At 69.2% G+C, this 17,372-nt stretch carries 14 protein-coding genes; 10 read left to right on the forward strand and 4 right to left on the reverse strand.

All coding sequences use genetic code 11. From position 1 onward, the window contains the following. The first annotated feature begins 27 nt into the window (after positions 1–27). Positions 28–843: a 4-hydroxy-tetrahydrodipicolinate reductase gene (gene dapB, locus LC039_RS17445; protein ID WP_226626854.1), complete on the forward strand. Its 816-nt coding sequence runs from the start codon at positions 28–30 to the stop codon at positions 841–843. Positions 844–1,033: 190 nt separating this feature from the next. Here dapB and LC039_RS17450 read toward each other — a convergent pair whose 3' ends face one another. Continuing rightward, a complete protein-coding gene (locus LC039_RS17450) occupies positions 1,034–1,246 on the reverse strand; it encodes a DUF1674 domain-containing protein (RefSeq protein ID WP_226626857.1) in 213 nt (70 codons plus the stop codon). A 100-nt stretch (positions 1,247–1,346) separates the two neighbouring features. Here LC039_RS17450 and LC039_RS17455 point away from each other — a divergent pair, with 100 nt between their 5' ends. The 3 genes from LC039_RS17455 to purH all read left to right on the forward strand — a co-directional run bounded on the left by LC039_RS17455 (position 1,347) and on the right by purH (position 6,174). Next, entirely contained in the window at positions 1,347–2,636 is a 1,290-nt protein-coding gene (locus LC039_RS17455) for an RsmB/NOP family class I SAM-dependent RNA methyltransferase (RefSeq protein WP_226626859.1), read from the forward strand. Between the two features lie 180 nt (positions 2,637–2,816). Next, the gene (locus LC039_RS17460; protein ID WP_226626862.1) at positions 2,817–4,565 is read left to right on the forward strand and encodes a heparinase II/III family protein; all 1,749 of its coding nucleotides are present in this window, start codon (positions 2,817–2,819) and stop codon (positions 4,563–4,565) included. A 19-nt stretch (positions 4,566–4,584) separates the two neighbouring features. After that, positions 4,585–6,174, forward strand: a complete 1,590-nt coding sequence (gene purH / locus LC039_RS17465; RefSeq protein ID WP_226626864.1) for a bifunctional phosphoribosylaminoimidazolecarboxamide formyltransferase/IMP cyclohydrolase — start codon at positions 4,585–4,587, stop codon at positions 6,172–6,174. 98 nt (positions 6,175–6,272) lie between these two features. Here purH and LC039_RS17470 read toward each other — a convergent pair whose 3' ends face one another. Both LC039_RS17470 and LC039_RS17475 read right to left on the reverse strand, forming a co-directional pair. Beyond that, positions 6,273–8,300: a pyrroloquinoline quinone-dependent dehydrogenase gene (locus LC039_RS17470; protein ID WP_264179592.1), complete on the reverse strand. Its 2,028-nt coding sequence runs from the start codon at positions 8,298–8,300 to the stop codon at positions 6,273–6,275. Between the two features lie 58 nt (positions 8,301–8,358). Next, positions 8,359–8,658 carry a glucose dehydrogenase gene (locus tag LC039_RS17475; RefSeq protein WP_319003728.1) on the reverse strand — a complete coding sequence of 100 codons (300 nt, stop codon included), beginning with the start codon at positions 8,656–8,658 and terminating at the stop codon, positions 8,359–8,361. 431 nt (positions 8,659–9,089) lie between these two features. On the opposite strand from LC039_RS17475, the gene LC039_RS17480 reads away from it, so the two are divergent. From LC039_RS17480 to LC039_RS17500, 5 genes are all read left to right on the forward strand, one after another. Further along, positions 9,090–10,256, forward strand: coding sequence for a serine hydrolase (locus LC039_RS17480; protein WP_226626868.1), 1,167 nt, complete (start codon positions 9,090–9,092; stop codon positions 10,254–10,256). Between the two features lie 83 nt (positions 10,257–10,339). After that, a complete protein-coding gene (gene lspA / locus LC039_RS17485; protein ID WP_226626870.1) occupies positions 10,340–10,831 on the forward strand; it encodes a signal peptidase II in 492 nt (163 codons plus the stop codon). Between the two features lie 50 nt (positions 10,832–10,881). Then, entirely contained in the window at positions 10,882–11,403 is a 522-nt protein-coding gene (locus LC039_RS17490) for a DUF3035 domain-containing protein (protein ID WP_226626872.1), read from the forward strand. A gap of 102 nt (positions 11,404–11,505) precedes the next feature. Further along, a complete protein-coding gene (locus LC039_RS17495; protein WP_226626873.1) occupies positions 11,506–12,924 on the forward strand; it encodes a M16 family metallopeptidase in 1,419 nt (472 codons plus the stop codon). Then, positions 12,921–14,270 (forward strand): M16 family metallopeptidase, encoded by a 1,350-nt coding sequence (locus tag LC039_RS17500; RefSeq protein ID WP_413463848.1) that lies wholly within the window; start codon positions 12,921–12,923, stop codon positions 14,268–14,270. Before LC039_RS17495 ends, LC039_RS17500 begins: the two co-directional genes overlap by 4 nt. Before the next feature lie 125 nt (positions 14,271–14,395). Here the strand turns inward: LC039_RS17500 and dapA are convergent, their stop codons facing one another. Further along, positions 14,396–15,271, reverse strand: coding sequence for a 4-hydroxy-tetrahydrodipicolinate synthase (gene dapA, locus LC039_RS17505; RefSeq protein ID WP_226626875.1), 876 nt, complete (start codon positions 15,269–15,271; stop codon positions 14,396–14,398). 140 nt (positions 15,272–15,411) lie between these two features. Between dapA and LC039_RS17510 the strand changes: the two genes are divergently transcribed. Then, entirely contained in the window at positions 15,412–17,361 is a 1,950-nt protein-coding gene (locus LC039_RS17510) for a lytic transglycosylase domain-containing protein (protein ID WP_226626877.1), read from the forward strand. Positions 17,362–17,372: the final 11 nt, after the last annotated feature.

Here is a 17,372-nt window from a genome sequence, read left to right on the forward strand (position 1 = left end):
GCGGGAAGGTAAAGATCGGAGAGCGAAATGTCGGAACTGCCGGGTGTTGTCGTCACGGGCGTGTCGGGACGGATGGGCCAGATGCTGGTGCGCGAGGTGCTGGCCAGCGACAAGCTGAAACTCGTCGGCGCGGTCGAGCGCAGCGGCAGCGACTGGGTGGGCCGCGATCTCGGCACCTGCATGGGCGGCACCGAGCTCGGCATCACCGTCAGCGACGATCCGCTGGAGACCTTCGCCAAGGCGCAGGCGGTGCTCGATTTCACCGCCCCCGCGGCCACCGTGCAATTCGCCGAGCTGGCGGCGCAGGCGCGGGCGGTGCACGTGATCGGCACCACCGGGCTCGAGGAGAGCGATCTCGAGAAGATCCGCGCCGCCGCCCGCCACGCGGTGATCGTGCGCGCCGGCAACATGAGCCTCGGGGTCAACCTGCTGACCAAGCTGACCAAGCAGGTCGCGGCGGCGCTCGACGAGGATTGGGACATCGAGATCGTCGAGATGCACCACAACCGCAAGGTCGATGCGCCCTCGGGCACCGCGCTGATGCTCGGCGAGGCGGCGGCCGAGGGCCGCGGCGTCACCCTCTCGGAGGCTTCCGACCGCGGCCGCGACGGCATCACCGGCGCCCGCGAGCGCGGCAACATCGGCTTCGCCGCGCTGCGCGGCGGCGACGTGGTGGGCGAACACGAGGTGATCTTTGCCGCCGCGGGTGAGCGCATCAGCCTCAAGCACATCGCCTCGGACCGTGCGCTCTTTGCCCGCGGCGCGCTGAAGGCCGCCGTCTGGGGTCAGGACAAGGCGCCGGGCGAGTACGACATGCTCGACGTGCTCGGCCTCGGCGACTGACGCCGCGCCCGGCCGAAAGCGCGGGACCGCCTCCGGCGGGCGTATTTTCAAAGAGAAGAAGGGGGGCATCGCGCTCCCCCTTCGCTCCACCGGCCTTTCTTCTAGGCCCAAGTATCCCGGGGGAGTCCGCATCGCGGACGGGGGCAGAGCCCCCACACGCGCGTCAGCGCGTCCGTGCTCCGGACGGCGATCAGAAATCGATCGCGATGCCCTTCTTTTCCCAATCGCCGTAGCGCGCCGGGTCGAGCCCGTCGCGGCCGCCGTATTCCTTGGCGCGCGGCTCCCTGGCCAGCGCGTCTTCGGCGGCCTTGCGGCGCTCGGCGGCCTCGGCCAGCGCGCGCTGCGCGGCGGCAGGAAGTTCCGCGGGGGTTTCGGTCTGCTCGGGGCTGGTGTCGTCGCTCATGGCCATGCCCTCCTCGGGCGTGCTTTCCTTGCGTGGGTCCGCTTGATATAGGCCCGTGGATCATGCGCGGGCAAGACCCGCAGGTTTGCGGAGTGGGGCCATGGCAGGCAAAGGCGCGGAAAAGGCAGAGGCAGCGAGCCCGGCACGGGCGGCGGCGGTGGCGCTGCTCGGGCAGGTGCTGGGGCAGGGGCGGCTGCTCAGCGAGGCGATGCAGGGCGGGCCGTTTGCCAAGCTGGGCGCGGCGGACCGGGCGGCGGCGCAGCGGCTGGCCACCGGCGTGCTGCGCAACCTCGGACGCTGCGACCAGATGCTGAAGTCGCGCCTGCGCAAGGCACCGCCGCTCTTCGTGCGCAACGTGCTGCGGCTCGGCGCCTTTGAGCTTTGCACCGGCGGCGCGGCGCATGGCGTGGTCAACGATTGCGTCAGCCTGATCTCGGCGGACCGCAAGACGAAGACCATGTCGGGGCTGGTCAACGCCATCCTGCGCCGCCTGTCCGAGGAAGGCCCGGAGCAATGGGCCAAGCTGCGCGCGCCGCGGCTGCCGCGCTGGCTGCGCGAGCCTCTGGCCGCGGCCTGGGGCGGCAAGGCGGTCTCGGCCATGGAGCTTGCCCATGCCGCCGGCGCGCCGCTCGACATCACCGTGGCCTCGGATGCCGCGGGCTGGGCCGGGAAACTCGGCGCCGAGCTGCTGCCCACCGGCTCGTTGCGGCTGGCCGAGCCGGGGCAGGTCTCGGCGCTGCCGGGCTTCGACGAGGGTGCATGGTGGGTGCAGGACGCCGCCGCGGCGATCCCGGCGAAGTTGCTTGGCGACGTGGCGGGGCTGCGCGTGCTCGACATGTGCGCCGCGCCGGGGGGCAAGACCATGCAGCTCGCCGCGGCGGGGGCCGAGGTCACCGCGCTCGATCTGTCGGAAAGCCGCATGGCGCGGATCACAGAGAACCTGCTGCGCACCGGGCTGAAGGCGGAGACGCGGGTCGGCGATGCGCTGGAGGCGGAGGGCAGCTACGATGCCGTCCTGCTCGACGCGCCCTGTTCCGCCACCGGCACCATCCGCCGCCACCCCGACCTGCCGCACGCCAAGCAGGGCGAAGGGATCTCGGAGCTGATCGGCCTGCAGGCGGCGATGATCGACCACGCGCTGGGGCTGCTGAAGCCGGGCGGACGTCTGGTCTTCTGCACCTGCTCGCTGCTGCCGGACGAGGGCGAATGCCAGGTCGAAGAGGCGCTGGGGCGTCACGACGGGCTCACCGTGCTGCCGCTCGAGGCCGCATGGATCGAGCCGAAGTGGCGCTCGGAAGAGGGCGGGCTGCGGCTGCGCCCGGATTATTGGCCCGAACGCGGCGGCATGGATGGCTTCTACGTCGCCGTGCTGCAGACGCCCGCGGGCTGACGAACCGCTCCGCAGGGCGGCGCCTTTGAGCCTATGACGCGCAGCAGCCGTTGCGCGCAGGTCGCAAACCGGACCGCATGGCATCGCGTTTCCGCGATTCCGGGCGCTTGCCCGGTGACTTGCGCCGCGCCGGGGACTACCCTTGCCGCAAAAGCCCCGGAGCGGGCGGAAGGGCAGGGCATGGTAGATATGGCGAGCTGGTCGGTCACCGCCACGCAGTTTCTCAACCGCGTGCACTCGCGGCTCGCCGCGCGCGCGGGCAGCGCCACGGCCTTTGTCTCGCAGCCCGAGCCGCGCACCACCGGACAGTTCGCCAAGGGCCGCCAGCTCTGCGCCGGAAACCTGATGTTCGCCGGCTACCTTGCCGAGGCGCCGGACACGATGATTTGGGACATCGAGGTCGACGACAGTGCCTGGCAGGAAGAGATCCATGCCTTCCGCTGGCTCGACGATCTCGCCGCGGTGGGCGATCCGGACGCGCGCAAGCTGGCGCAGGACTGGCTGATGGGCTGGATCGCGCGCTACGGGCGCGGGACCGGGCCGGGCTGGGTGCCCGAGCTGGCCGGGCGGCGGCTGATCCGCTGGATCCACCATGCGCTCTTCCTGCTCCGAGGCATGAGCGCCGAGGACTCCGCGGCCTTCTACCGGGCGCTGGCGGCGCAGACGCGGTTTCTCGCCAAGCGGCGCGGCGCGGCGCTGCCGGGGCTGCCGCGCTTCGAGGCGCTGACCGGGTTGATCTACGCGGCGCTCTCGCTCGAGGGGATGCGGGCGCATCTCGATCCGGCGCGGCAGGCGCTGGAGGGCGAATGTGCCCGGCAGGTGGATGTGGCGGGCGGGTTGCCGACGCGCAACCCCGAGGAATTGCTGGAAGTCTTCACCCTGCTCACCTGGACGCGGGCGGCGCTGGAAGAGACCGACCTGGAACCGGGCGCGGCGCATCTCAACGCCATCACCCGGATCGCGCCGACGCTGCGGGCGCTGCGCCATGCGGATGGTGGGCTGGCGCGGTTCCACGGCGGCGGCCGCGGTGCCGAGGGGCTGCTCGACCAGGCGCTGGCGGCCTCGGGGGTGCGTCGCCGCCCGGTCGAGGGGCTGGCCATGGGCTGCGCGCGGCTGGCGGGCGGGCGCAGCACGGTGATCGTCGACGCCGCGCCGCCGCCGCAGGGGCGGGCCTCGGCCGGGGCGCACGCTTCGACGCTGGCCTTCGAGCTGACCTCTGGCCGCCGCCCGCTGATCGTCAGCTGCGGTGCCGGCTCGGTGTTCGGCGAGGAATGGCGGCGGGCGGCACGGGCCACGCCGTCGCATTCCACGCTCTGCCTCGATGGCATGTCGAGCGCCCGCCTGGGCGAGCGCAAGCGCATCGGCGGCATCGAGCGCGAGCTGATCGTCGAAGGGCCGCAGGAGGTGCCGGTCGAGCTGGAGCAGGAGGCCGCGGGCTGGCGCTTCGAGGCGGCGCATGACGGCTACAAGCGCAGCCACGGGCTGACCCATGCGCGCAAGCTGGAGCTGAGCCTCGACGGCCGGGCCCTGGAGGGCGAGGACATGCTGTTTGCGCTCGACGCCAAGGATCGCAAGAGCTTCGACAAGCGGCTGGACCGGGGCGGTCTCGAAGGTTTCCCCTACGAGATTCGCTTTCACCTGCATCCCGACGTCGACGCCGAGCTCGACATGGCCGGCACGGTGGTCTCTCTGGCGCTGCGCTCGGGCGAAATCTGGGTGTTCCGCCCTGAACCGGGGGCGAAAATGTCCCTGGAAGACTCGGTTTACCTGGAAAATGGCCGGCTTCGGCCCCGCGGGGGGCAACAGGTCGTTTTATCCGGGCGCGTGATGGAGTATGCGACGCGCATCCGCTGGTCCCTGGCCAAGGCGCAGGACACCGCCATCGCGATCCGAGACCTTGGGCAGGACGAGCCGGATGTGACGCTCTGAACCATCTGGGACTCTCCTCATGCCTGATCTCTCCCCCGTCGCCCGCGCCCTCATTTCCGTTTCGGACAAGACCGGTCTCATCGACCTGGCCAAGGCGCTTAGCGCAAGGGGTGTCGAGCTGCTCTCGACCGGCGGCTCCGCCAAGGCGATCCGCGAGGCGGGCCTCAAGGTGCGCGACGTGTCGGACGTGACCGAGTTCCCCGAGATGATGGACGGCCGCGTCAAGACGCTGCACCCGCGCGTCCACGGCGGCCTGCTGGCGCTGCGCGACAACCCCGCGCACGTCGAGGCGATGAAGGCGCATGGCATCACCGGGATCGACCTGCTGGTGGTCAACCTCTACCCGTTCGAGGAAACCGTCGCCAAGGGCGCCGACTACGACACCTGCATCGAGAACATCGACATCGGCGGCCCGGCGATGATCCGCGCCGCGGCCAAGAACCACGCCTTCGTCAACGTCGTCACCGACGTGGCGGACTACGAGGCGCTGCTGGCCGAGCTCGACGCCAATGACGGCGCGACCACCTATGCCTTCCGCCAAAAGCTGGCGCAGGTCGCCTATGCCCGCACCGGTGCCTATGACGCCGCGGTCTCGACCTGGATGGCCGGCGCGCTGAACGACGACGCCCCGCGCCGCCGCGTGTTCTCGGGCGAGATCGCCCAGACCCTGCGCTACGGCGAGAACCCGCACCAGAAAGCTGCCTTCTACCGCGACGGCTCGGACCGTCCGGGCGTGGCCACCGCCGTGCAGCACCAGGGCAAGGAGCTGTCCTACAACAACATCAACGACACCGACGCCGCCTTCGAGCTGGTCTCGGAGTTCCTGCCCGCCGACGGCCCGGCCTGTGCGATCATCAAGCACGCCAACCCCTGCGGCGTCGCCAAGGGCGCGACCCTGCTGGAAGCCTACCAGAAGGCCTTCGACTGCGACCGCACCTCGGCCTTCGGCGGCATCGTCGCGCTGAACAAGCCGCTGGATGCTGAGACCGCCGAGGCGATCACCGAGATCTTCACCGAGGTGGTGATCGCGCCGGGCGCCGATGACGCGGCCAAAGAGATCTTCGCCAAGAAGAAGAACCTGCGCCTGCTCACCACCAACGGTCTTGCCAACACCGCCGAGCCGGGTCTCGCCTATCGTCAGGTCTCGGGCGGCATGCTGGTGCAGGACAAGGACAACGGCCTGATCACGCTGGAAGATCTGAAGGTGGTGACCAAGAAGCAGCCGTCGGACGGTGAACTGCAGGACCTGCTCTTCGCCTGGAAGGTCGCCAAGCACGTCAAGTCGAACGCCATCGTCTACGTCAAGAACGGCGCCACCGTCGGCGTCGGGGCGGGCCAGATGAGCCGCGTGGACTCGGCGCTGATCGCTGCCAAGAAGGCCGAGCGCATGGCCGAGGCGCTCGGCCTCGACACGCCGCTGACCCAAGGCTCTGCCGTGGCCTCCGACGCCTTCTTCCCCTTCCCCGACGGTCTGATGGAAGCGGCGGCAGCCGGCGCGACCACCGTGATCCAGCCGGGCGGCTCGATGCGCGACAACGAGGTGATCGCCGCGGCCGACGAGGCGGGCCTTGCCATGGTCTTCACCGGCATGCGCCACTTCCGCCACTGATCCGGCGCCGATCGCGAGATTTTCAGGGAGGCGGGCCATGGCCCGCCTCTTTCTTTTTGCCCGGTAGACCTGCCCGGTAGATTTGTCCGGTCGAGAGGTCAGTCCGGCAGCCGGTAGGCGATGATCGCATCGCTGGTGCCGGTTTCCATCGCGTGGTGCCCCCCGGCCGAAATCAGCACATATTGCCGCCCGTCCACCTCGTAGCTGATCGGGTTCGCCTGCCCGCCGGCGGGCAGCGCGTCGGTCCAGAGCGTCTCGCCCGTCTCGGTGTCGATGGCGCGGAAGAGATTGTCCGTCGCCGCCCCGATGAAGATCAGCCCCGAAGCGGTGACCACGGCGCCGCCGTTGTTCGGGGTGCCGATGGTGAAGGGCAGCAGCGAGGGGAGGCCGAACGGCCCACTGCGCCGCGCCGTGCCGAGCGGCACGTCCCAGACCGTCTCGCCGGTCTCGAGGTCAATGGCGGTGATCCCGCCATAGGGCGGCTGGGTGCAGGGCAGGTCCGTGAGGCCCGAACGCCATCCGGCGTTGGTCTTGACGCCGTAGGGGGCGCCGACCTGGGGCTGACCGCGGCTGGTGACATGGCCCCCGGGTCCGCCGAGCGGGCGCATGCCCTCGGCATCTGCCTCGGCGCGAGTCACCAGGCGGTTGAGATTGGGGATGTCGTTGTAATTGGCGATCAGCAGCCCGCGCTTCGGATCCACCGCGACCGAGCCCCAGTCGCTGCCGCCGGTATAGCCGGGGTACTGGATGTAGTTTTTTGTCGAGGGCGGCGTGAGATAGCCGTCGTAGACCGCCTGGCGGAAACGGATGCGGCAATAGAGCTGGTCGATGGGGGTGAAGCCCCACATGCGTTTCTCGGTAAGCGGCGGCTTGCGCAGCGTGGCCCAGAGCGACACCGGCTGGCTGTCGGCGACGAAGTCGGGCTCGATGTCGCCCTGCGGCAACTCGGTGAGTTCGCCCACCGGGGTTAGCGGCGTCCCGGTCTCGCGGTTGAGAATGTAGAGATCGCCTTGTTTGGAGGGCAGCAGGATGCCGGGCTGGCCCTTGTACTCCAGCAACGTGGCCTGCGAGCCGAGATCGTAGTCCCAGACGTCGTGCCGCACGGTCTGGAAGTGCCAGAGCTCCTCGCCGGTGCCGGCATCGAGCGCGACGAGCGAGGTGGCATATGTGTTCTCGGTCTCGGAGCGGTTGGAGCCGTAGTAGTCGACCGCGGAATTGCCGAGTGGCAGGTAGACGATGCCGCGTGCCTCGTCGGCGGTGGCAGTGGTCCACATGTTCGGCGTGCCGCGGGTGTAGGTTTGGCCCTCGGGCGGGCCGTTGCGCATGTCCTCGGGCGCGGCGAGATCCCAGGCCCAGGCCAGCTCGCCGGTCACGGCGTCGAAGGCACGCACCACGCCCGACGGCGCGTCCTCGGCCTGGCCATCCTTGACCTGTGCGCCGGTGACGATGACCCCGCCGACCACTGTGGGCGCAGCGGTGACCGCGTAGAAGCCGGGCACCTTCTCGCCGATGCCCTGCCAGAGATCGACCTGCCCGCCGGTGCCGAACCCGGCGCAGGGTGCGCCGGTGCCGAGATCGAGCGCGATCAGCCGGGCGTCGAGCGTGGCCTCGATCACCCGGACCTTGCAAGGCGCCTCCTCGGGGCTTTCGGGGTCGGTATAGGCCGCCACGCCGCGGCAGGTGGCGCCATAGGGGACTGCCTCGGGGGCAACCTCGGGATCGAAGCGCCAGTTCTCCTCGCCGGTCGCCGCGTCGATCGAGATCAGCATGTTCATCGCCGTGCACAGCACGAGGCTGTCGCCGATCTTCAGCGGGGTGGTCTCGGGCGCGTATTTCCCTGCGGTGTCGCCGGGTGGCAGGTCGCCGGTGTGGTAGACGAAGGCGCGCTCGAGCGACCCGACGTTGCCGGGGGTGATCTGGGACAGCGGAGAGAAGCGCTGGGCGTTGCCGTCGCCGCCGTAATAGGGCCAGTCGGTGCCGACCGGGATGGGCATCGCCGCCGCGACAGGAGCGGGCGGTGTATCCGGTTCCGGCATCTGGGCAAGCGCAGGCAGGGCCGCGAGCCCGAGCACGGCGTTCATGGTGCAACGCGTCAGGTGGCGGTGGCGGGGAAGGGCAAAGGTCATCGGCGTGTTCCTGGCACTTGGGCTGTGGTCCGGGCCTTCGGGAAAGAGTGAGTGCCGCTCAGTTCCGGTCTTGTCCGGCACGGGACAGGGACGGGATGCAGAGCAGCATCAGCAGGAGGATCACGGTCGGAGAGAGCATGCGGGGCACCTGCGCCCACCCGTCGGCACCGCTTTCCCACCAGGCCCAGGCCAGCGTACCGGCCCAGACCAGGAGGTAGAGCCAGAACGCCTTCATGCTGCCGTGGTTGAGAAGCACCCCGGTGAGGACCAGTCCGACCCCGGCCAGGGCGTAATACCAGCTTCCGCCGAGCGAGATCAGCCAGGCACCGCCGCCGAACAGGGTGAGGCCGAGGATCACGCAAACCCAGCCGAGGAGTTTGACGCCCCATCCAACTGGAGACCTTGCAGACTGAGAGGAAACGTTTCTCACAAATTCGCTCGCAAACAAGAAGAACAATCGGGACGGGCCGAATTGGCTGGCCTTGGCTCAACTATTTGCAACGGCAGCCGTCACTGCAAGCCTGCATTGCGCCGCGGCCGGCAAAGAATCCGAACCCGTGTGCGCGGCGGCGAAAGTCGCGCCGCGACGTCGCTTGGATTTGCGGCCTTTGCGTGTCTCGCGCCCGCGTCGGCGCGCAGTGACAACCAGCCACTCTTCAAGCTCTTTGGCGCTGTAGGCGGTCTGCGGCGCGGCGGTTCCGGCATCGAACAATTCACCCCGGTGGCGATTCGTGGAAAGATACGCCTCAGGGCCGCGTAGGCCCTTCGCATTTTCAGGGAGTTATTCGGGTGAGAGTCTTTCTCGGGGCCGCGCTGGCGGTGGTCATTCTTGCCAGCCAGCCTTTGGCAGCAAGGGCACAGGATGCGGAACGGGCGGTGCTGGAGGCGCTGCTGTCGGGTGAAACCTCTGATATCGAGGTCACCGAAGCCTTTGCGCAGGCGGTTCCCCGGGCGCAGTTCGACGGGCTGCTCGAGTCGCTGCGTGCCCAGATCGGGCCGGTCGAGGAGATCGATCTCGACGGCGGAAGCGGGATGCTGCGCAGCGCGAGGTTCCGGGTGCCGGTCCGCATCGTTCTCGACGGCGAGAAGCGGATCGCCGGGCTGCGCTTCGGCGCGCCCGAACCGCTGGTCGCCGACTTGCGCGCCGCGGTTTCGGGCCTGGCGGAGCTCGGCGAAGATGTTTCCTGGCTGGTGACGCGCGAGGGCGAGGTGCTGGCGGCGGGCGGGGCGTCGCACCCGCTGGCGGTGGGCTCGGCCTTCAAGCTGGGGATCCTTTCGGTGCTGGACCGCGACGTGCGCGCGGGCAAGACCGACTGGGACCGGGTGCTGCGGCTCGGCGACGTGCATCGCTCGCTGCCCTCGGGACGGCTGCAGGACTTCCCCGAGGAATCCCCGATCACCCTGCACACCGCCGCCCTGCTGATGATCGCCGAGAGCGACAACACCGCCACCGACCTTCTGCTCGACCTGCTGGGCCGCGATGTCGTGGCCGAGGAGCTGGAGATCGCCCCCGGCGACCTGCTTTCGACCCGCGAGTTCTTTGCGCTCAAGAGCGACCCGGCGGCGGCGCAGGCCTGGCGCGACGCGGATCCCGAGCAGCGGCCGGTCATCGCCGCCGAGGCGGCGGTGCAGCCGCTCGATCCCGCCGCGGCCTCGGGGCATGCGGTGCCGGGGATCGAGTGGCACGTGTCGCTCGATCGCCTCTGCGCGCTGATCGCGCCGATGGCGCAGTTGCCGATGCTGCAGCTCAACCCCGGTCCGGCCTACGGGCTTGGGTCGGTCGCCTACAAGGGCGGCTCGGAACCCGGGGTGCTCAACTTCACCGCCGCGCTGCCCGATGCGGAAGGCCGCCCGATCTGCGCGGCACTGACGGTGAACGATCCCGGGGTGATCGACGAGCAGGCGGCGATCGGCGCGTTCCGCGCGCTGTTGCAGCGCGCGCTGGCGCAGCCGTGAGTCGCGCGGGGCTTTCCCTCGCGCGGCGCTGCCTGTAGACCTCTCCGGAAACCCCGGGGCAGGCCCCGGCAACAGGAGACCTCATGCGGCTGGTACTGGTGACGGCAGTGATCACCTTCGTGGTGGATCAGCTTTCGAAATGGCTCGTTGTGCACGTGATGGGGCTGGCGCAGCGCCTGTCGATCGACGTGCTGCCGCCGTTCCTCAATTTCCGCATGGCGTGGAACCGCGGCGTGAACTTCGGCCTCTTCGCCGACGATGCCGCCGCGGCGCGCTGGACGCTGATCGCCGTGGCGCTGGGGATCGTGCTCTTTGTCTCTGTCTGGCTGCGGCGCGATCCGCCGGGCGCGCTCGGGCTGGTGTCGGGCGGGCTGCTGATCGGCGGCGCGCTCGGCAACGTGGTCGACCGGCTGCTCTACGGCGCGGTGGCGGATTTCCTCAACATGTCCTGCTGCGGGCTGAACAACCCCTTCGCCTTCAATGTCGCGGATATCGCGATCTTCGCCGGCGCGATCGGGCTGGTGCTGTTCTCGGGCGGAACCGAGACAGGCAAGCGCAGGAAAAAGGCCCCGTGACGGGGCGGGCCGGATCGTATAGATCTGGGCCAAAAGGCAAGAACCGGAGTATGGCCATGAAGCTGCCGCATCTCGTGCTGATGTTCGGAATGACCGGGCTCGTCGCCTGCACGACGAGTGATCGCACGCTGCATCAAATGCGCAACAACCGCGGCACGCCCGAGGAATTTGCCATCGTGCCGAACAAGCCGCTGCAAATGCCGCAGAGCTTTGCCGAGCTGCCGACGCCGACGCCGGGCAGCGCCAACCGCACCGATCAGACCCCCGTGGCCGACGCCGTGGCGGCTCTCGGCGGCAATCCGGCGCAGCTTGCGGTGGGCGAGGTGCCCGGCCGCGATGCCGCGCTGGTGAACCGCGCATCGCGCTTCGGGCGCGAGGGCAATATCCGCACGCAGCTCGCCGTCGAAGACGCGCAGCTGCGCCGCGACAGCTCGGCGTTCAACTGGAAGCTCTTCAAGGACGACGAGTACAACAAGGTCTACCGCGACCAGATCCTCAACCCCTATGCGGCGCTGAATGCCTATCGCGGCGCGGGGGCGCGCACCCCCTCGGCGCCGCCCGCCGCCGAGTGAACGCGCGTTCGTTCACGATACCGCAAGCCCAGCTTGGAATGACTGCCCCCGCCCCGTAGGTTGGGGGCAGATTTCGTTTCACCGTAGGATTGGGGCTTGCAGATGAAGTCATGGAGTGCGGCGCTGGCCGTGATGGTGCTGTCGGCGATGCCGCTGCGGGCGGAGACGCCGGCGCGCGTCGCCGAGAAAACGCCCGTCAGCACCTTCTCGCTGGACAATGGCATGGACGTGGTCGTGGTCGAGGATCACCGCGCCCCCGTCGTGGTGCACATGGTCTGGTACAAGGCCGGCTCGGCGGACGAGACCGCCGGAAGCTCGGGGGTGGCGCATTTCCTCGAACACCTGCTGTTCAAGGGCACCGACACGCTGGCGCCGGGCGAGTTCTCCAAGATCGTCGCCCGCAACGGCGGCACCGACAATGCCTTCACCTCCTTTGACCAGACTGCCTATCACCAGCGCGTCGCCGCCGACCGGCTCGGGCTGATGATGGAGATGGAAGCCGACCGCATGGTCAACCTGCAGCTCGACGAGGAAGACATCCTCACCGAGCGCGACGTGATCATCGAGGAGCGTAACATGCGGGTCGAGAACGACCCCGGCGCGCTGCTGCGCGAGCAGATGGGCGCATCGCTCTATCTCAACCACCGCTACGGCGTGCCGGTGATCGGCTGGCGTGAGGAGATGGAAACCCTCGATCTCGACGATGCGCTGACCTATTACCACCACAACTACGCGCCCAACAACGCGATCCTCGTGGTGGCGGGTGACACCACCCCCGAGGAGGTGCGGACCCTGGCCGAGGAAACCTACGGCAAGCTGCCTGCCAACCCCGAGGTCGGTGCGCCGCGCGTCCGCCCGCAGGAGCCGCGGCAGATGGCCGAGCGCCGGTTGCGCTTCGAGGACCCGCGGGTCGCGCAGCCCTACGTGATGCGCCGCTACCTCGCGCCCGAGCGCGATCCCGGTGATCAGCAAGAGGCGGCGGCGCTCACCCTGCTTGCCAAGATCCTCGGCGGGGGACAGACCTCGGTGCTGAACCAGAAGCTGCAGTTCGAGCAGCACAAGGCGATCTACGTCGGCGCGTTCTACGACGGCACCTCCTACGATGACGGCAGCTTCGGTTTCGGCATCGTGCCCGCGCCCGGCGTCACGCTGGAAGAGGCGGAGGCGGCGCTCGACGCCGAGCTCGCGGCTTTCCTCGAGACCGGCTGCGACCAGGATCAGCTCGAGCGGATCAAGTTCCAGCTGCGCGCCTCAGAAATCTACGAGCGCGATGATGTGGCCAGCGTGGCACAGCGTTACGGCAATGCGCTGACCTCGGGCCTGACGGTCGAGGACGTGCAGGCCTGGCCCGAGATCCTGCAGGGCGTAACCAGCGAGCAGATCGTCGCCGCGGCCCGCAAGGCGCTCGACAAGCGGCACGCGGTCACCGGCTACCTGACCACACCGGCGGACGCCGAGCCGTCCGCGGAGCCGGCGGCTGCCACGCTGCCGCAGACCGATGCAGACGAGGTGACCCAATGAGCCTGACTTTCACCATGGGTCGCCGCGTGACCGGCCCGCTGATCGCCGCCGCCGTCTCGCTCTGGCTGGCGCTTCCGGCCGCCGCGGCGGTCGACATACAACAGGTCGAGACCCCCATGGGCTTCAAGGCCTGGCTGGTCGAAGAGCCGTCGATCCCCTTCACCGCGCTGGAGATCCGCTTCAGGGGCGGGGCTGCGCTCGACGCACCGGGCAATCGCGGCGCGACCAATCTGATGGTCGGGCTGCTCGAAGAGGGCGCGGGCGCCTATGATGCGCAGGGCTTCGCGGCGGAATCCGAGTCGCTCGCCGCCAGCTTCAGCTACGACTCCAATCAGGATGCGGTCTCGGTCTCGGCGCGCTTCCTGACCGAGAATCGCGACGAGGCCGCTGAGCTGCTACGGCAGAGCCTGATCGAGCCGAGCTTCTCCGAAGCCGCCATCGAGCGCGTCCGCGCGCAGGTGATCTCCGGCATTCGCAGCGATGCCAAGGATCCGAGCAGCATCGCCAGCGCCACCTTCGATTCCGAGGTCTTCGGCGATCACCCATATGCCACCGATCCCTCGGGCACGGTGGAGAGCGTCAGCGCGCTGACCCGCGACGATATCGTCGACGCCTGGAAGGGGGCGATGGCCAAGGACCGGGTCTATATCGCCGCCACCGGCGACATTTCCCCCGAGGAGTTGTCGGCGCTGATCGACACCCTGCTCGCCGACCTGCCGGAAACCGGCGCGCCGATGCCCGAGGACGTCGATGTCGAGACGCAGGCGGGCGTCACCGTGGTGCCCTTCGAGACGCCGCAGTCGGTGGCGCTCTTCGGGCACAAGGGGCTGAAGCGCGACGATCCGGACTTCTTTGCGGCCTACGTGATGAACACCATCCTCGGCGGCGGCGGCTTCGAGGCGCGGCTGATGAACGAAGTGCGTGAAAAGCGCGGGCTGACCTACGGCGTCTATTCCTATCTCGTGCCAATGGACCACGCCGAGCTCTGCCTCGGTCAGGTCGCCTCGGCCAATGACCGCATCGGTGAGGCGATCGACGTGATCAAGGACGAATGGGCGAAGATGGCCGAGTCCGGCGTCTCCGAGGAAGAGCTGGAGCAGGCCAAGACCTACCTCACCGGCGCCTACCCGCTGCGCTTCGACGGCAACGGGCCGATCGCGGGGATCCTCGTGGGAATGCAGATGGACGGGCTCACCCCCGACTACATCGCCACCCGCAACGACAAGATCGAGGCGGTGACCCTGGACGACGTGAAGCGCGTCGCCGCCCGCGTGCTCAAGCCCGATGCGCTGCGCTTCGTGGTGGTCGGCCAGCCCGAGGGTGTCGAGAGCGACGACGCGGGCTGAGACCGGCCTGCACTGCGAAACAGGAAAGGGCGGACCTGGTCGGGTCCGCCCTTTTTTTCTGGCGCGCATCTTCGTCTAGACGAAAATATCCCGGGGGGTGCGGGGGCAGCGCCCCCGCTACGGGGTCAGTCCAGCAGGCCGGCGTGGCGCAGGGCCGCGTCGATGCGGGTGCGCACCGGCTCGGTCACCGGCAGCAGCGGCAGGCGCATTTCCTCGGCGCAGAGGCCGAGGCGGCTCATGGCGTATTTCGCGCCGCAGACGCCCGGCTCGGCAAAGATCGCCTGGTGCAGCGGCATCAGCTTGTCCTGCAGCTCCAGCGCCTTGGCGTAGTCGCCCGCCGCGGTGGCCGCCTGCATCTGCGCGCAGAGCGCCGGGGCGACGTTGGCGGTGACCGAGATGCAGCCGATGCCGCCCTGGGCGTTGAAGCCGTGCGCCGTGGCGTCCTCGCCCGAGATCTGCAGGAAGTCCGGCCCGCAGGTCATGCGCTGCTGGCAGACCCGCGCCAGATCGCCGGTGGCGTCCTTGACGCCGACGATGCGCGGCAGCTTGGCCAGCTCGCCCATGGTGGCGGGGGTCATATCGACCACCGAGCGGCCGGGGATGTTGTAGATGATGATCGGCAGGTCCGCGGCGTCATGCACGGCGGTGAAATGCGCGATCAGCCCGGCCTGGGTCGGCTTGTTGTAGTAGGGGGTCACCACGAGCGCCGCCTGCGCGCCGACCTTCTCGGCGAACTGCATGAAGTGGATCGCCTCGGCGGTCGAATTCGAGCCGGCACCGGCGATCACCGGGATGCGGCCCGCGGCGGTTTTCACCACGCAGTCGATGACCGCCTCGTGTTCCTCGTAGCTCAGGGTCGGGCTCTCGCCGGTCGTCCCCACGGGCACCAGCGCCGAGCTGCCCTCGGCCACGTGCCAGTCCACGAGTTTCTTGAGCGCGTCGAAATCCACGGCGCCGTCCTTGAACGGCGTGACCAGTGCTGGCATCGAACCTTTGAACATGACACGCTCCTTGAATGTTGATGTGTTCGTTTCCTAGCTGCGGAGCGCCGGCCTTGAGGGAATGTGAATTGGATCGCCCCCGGCCCCGCGGTAATCTCCGCGGCGTGTCTATTCCTTTTCGACGGGGAAATTGCAAGCTCATGTCGCGCCTCCGCGCCGCTCTCTTCCTGCTTCTTGCCCTGATTGCCACGCCGGCGCTGTCTCAGGACCGTCCGCTCGCGAAGGCGATGGGCGACATGCGCTCCGGCAACTGGGCCTCCGCCCTCATCGAGTCGCGCGGCGACGGCCAGGCGGCGCTCGACGTGGTGCTCTGGCACTACCTGCGCGCCAGCCGGGGCAACGCCGCGCAGGTGATGGATTTCCTCCAGCGCAACCCGGACTGGCCGGGCATGCCCTACCTGCGCGAGAAGTCGGAGATCGCGATCTCCGAATCCGATCTCGGGACCATCCGGCAGTTCTTCTCCGGCTACATGCCGCAAACCGGCGCCGGAGCGCTTGCGCTGGCGCGCGCCCATCTGGCCGAAGGCGCGCGCGGTGCGGCCGAGGCCGATATCGTCATGGCCTGGCGCACCCTGCCGCTCAGCTCCGAGGAGCGCGCCACCTTCCTGCGGGACTGGTCCGATCTGCTGAAGCCGCACCACGAGGCGCGGCTCGACATGGCGCTCTGGCAGGGCTGGGAGGACAACGCGCGGGCGCTGTTGCCGCTGGTCTCCGACGGCTGGCGCAAGCTGGCCGAGGCGCGGCTGGCGCTGCGCGCGCTCGATCCGGGCGTCGATGCCCGCATCGAGGCGGTGCCCGCGGCGCTGGCGAACGATCCCGGGCTGGCCTACGAGCGCTATCTCTGGCGGCTCCGCAAGGGGCGCGACGACGATGCCATCTCGCTGCTGCTGGAGCGGTCCAGCAGCGCTGATGCGCTGGGTGAACCCTGGGCGTGGGCCGAACGGCGCGACGATCTCGCGCATCAGAAGATGCGCCGCGGCGATGCCGAGACCGCCTATGCCATCGCCTCGCGCCACGGGCTGACCGAGGGCGACCAATACGCCGCGCTGGAATGGCTCTCGGGCTTCATTGCGCTGCGCTTCCTCGACGATCCGCAGAGCGCCCTGCGCCATTTCCGCAACCACGACGGGGCGGTGACCTCGCCGATCTCCAAGGGCCGCGCGGGCTACTGGATGGGCCGCGCGCTGGAAGAGCTGGGCGATGCCGAGGGGGCCGAGCAGGCCTATGCGCAGGGCGCGCGCTACCAGACCTCCTTCTACGGGCTGCTCGCGGCGGAGCGCGGCGGCATCGCGTCCGATCCGAAGCTGGCAGGCACCGAGAGCTTCCCCGACTGGCGCGAGGCGCCCTTTACCAAGAGCAGCGTCTATAGCGCGGCGATCCTGCTGCTCGCCTCGGGCGAGACCTCGCTGGGCGAGCGCTTCCTGACCCACCTCGCCGAGGGGCTCGACCGGCAGCAGATCGGCCAGCTCGGGCAGATGCTGGCGCAGATGCAGCGCCCGCATGTCGAGGTCATGGTCGGCAAGCGCGCGGCGCAATACGGCATGGAGCTGGCAGGGCCCTATTACGCGCTGCACCCCGACCTGCTGACCCCCGACTTCCCGGTGCCGCGCGAGATGGTGCTGGCCATCGCGCGGCGCGAGTCGGAGTTCGACCCGCGCGTCGTGTCCGGGGCGGGGGCGCGGGGCCTCATGCAGTTGATGCCCGGCACCGCCAAGGAGGTCGCGGGCTGGCTCGGCGTCGCCTACAGCTTCGACGGTCTGCTGGACAACCCGGGCTACAACGCGAGGCTCGGGGCGCGTTACCTGCAGAGCCTGTCGGAGCAGTTCGACGGCAACCCGGTGATGATGGCGGCGGGCTACAACGCCGGGCCGTCGCGGCCGGTGAGCTGGATGGAGATCTTCGGGAACCCGCTGAAGGGCGAGATCGACATGATCGACTGGATCGAGCTGATTCCCTTCAACGAGACCCGCAACTACGTGATGCGGGTCACCGAGAGTCTGCCGGTCTACCGCGCCCGGCTCGGCCTCGACCCACACCCGGTGCCGTTCAGCGAGGAGCTCAAGGGGCATACGCTGCGGGTGGGGCAGTAGGGCAGACGCCT

Origin of the sequence: Alloyangia pacifica, assembly GCF_020524285.1 — a bacterium.
Classification (GTDB): domain Bacteria; phylum Pseudomonadota; class Alphaproteobacteria; order Rhodobacterales; family Rhodobacteraceae; genus Salipiger; species Salipiger pacificus_B.

Coding starts and splice junctions, on each gene's coding strand:
- dapB (WP_226626854.1), top strand. CDS start 28: ATGTCGGAACTGCCGGGTGTTGTCGTCACGGGCGTGTCGGGACGGATG.
- LC039_RS17450 (WP_226626857.1), bottom strand. CDS start 1,246: ATGAGCGACGACACCAGCCCCGAGCAGACCGAAACCCCCGCGGAACTT.
- LC039_RS17455 (WP_226626859.1), top strand. CDS start 1,347: ATGGCAGGCAAAGGCGCGGAAAAGGCAGAGGCAGCGAGCCCGGCACGG.
- LC039_RS17460 (WP_226626862.1), top strand. CDS start 2,817: ATGGTAGATATGGCGAGCTGGTCGGTCACCGCCACGCAGTTTCTCAAC.
- purH (WP_226626864.1), top strand. CDS start 4,585: ATGCCTGATCTCTCCCCCGTCGCCCGCGCCCTCATTTCCGTTTCGGAC.
- LC039_RS17470 (WP_264179592.1), bottom strand. CDS start 8,300: ATGACCTTTGCCCTTCCCCGCCACCGCCACCTGACGCGTTGCACCATG.
- lspA (WP_226626870.1), top strand. CDS start 10,340: ATGCGGCTGGTACTGGTGACGGCAGTGATCACCTTCGTGGTGGATCAG.
- LC039_RS17490 (WP_226626872.1), top strand. CDS start 10,882: ATGGCCATGAAGCTGCCGCATCTCGTGCTGATGTTCGGAATGACCGGG.
- LC039_RS17495 (WP_226626873.1), top strand. CDS start 11,506: ATGAAGTCATGGAGTGCGGCGCTGGCCGTGATGGTGCTGTCGGCGATG.
- LC039_RS17500 (WP_413463848.1), top strand. CDS start 12,921: ATGAGCCTGACTTTCACCATGGGTCGCCGCGTGACCGGCCCGCTGATC.
- dapA (WP_226626875.1), bottom strand. CDS start 15,271: ATGTTCAAAGGTTCGATGCCAGCACTGGTCACGCCGTTCAAGGACGGC.
- LC039_RS17510 (WP_226626877.1), top strand. CDS start 15,412: ATGTCGCGCCTCCGCGCCGCTCTCTTCCTGCTTCTTGCCCTGATTGCC.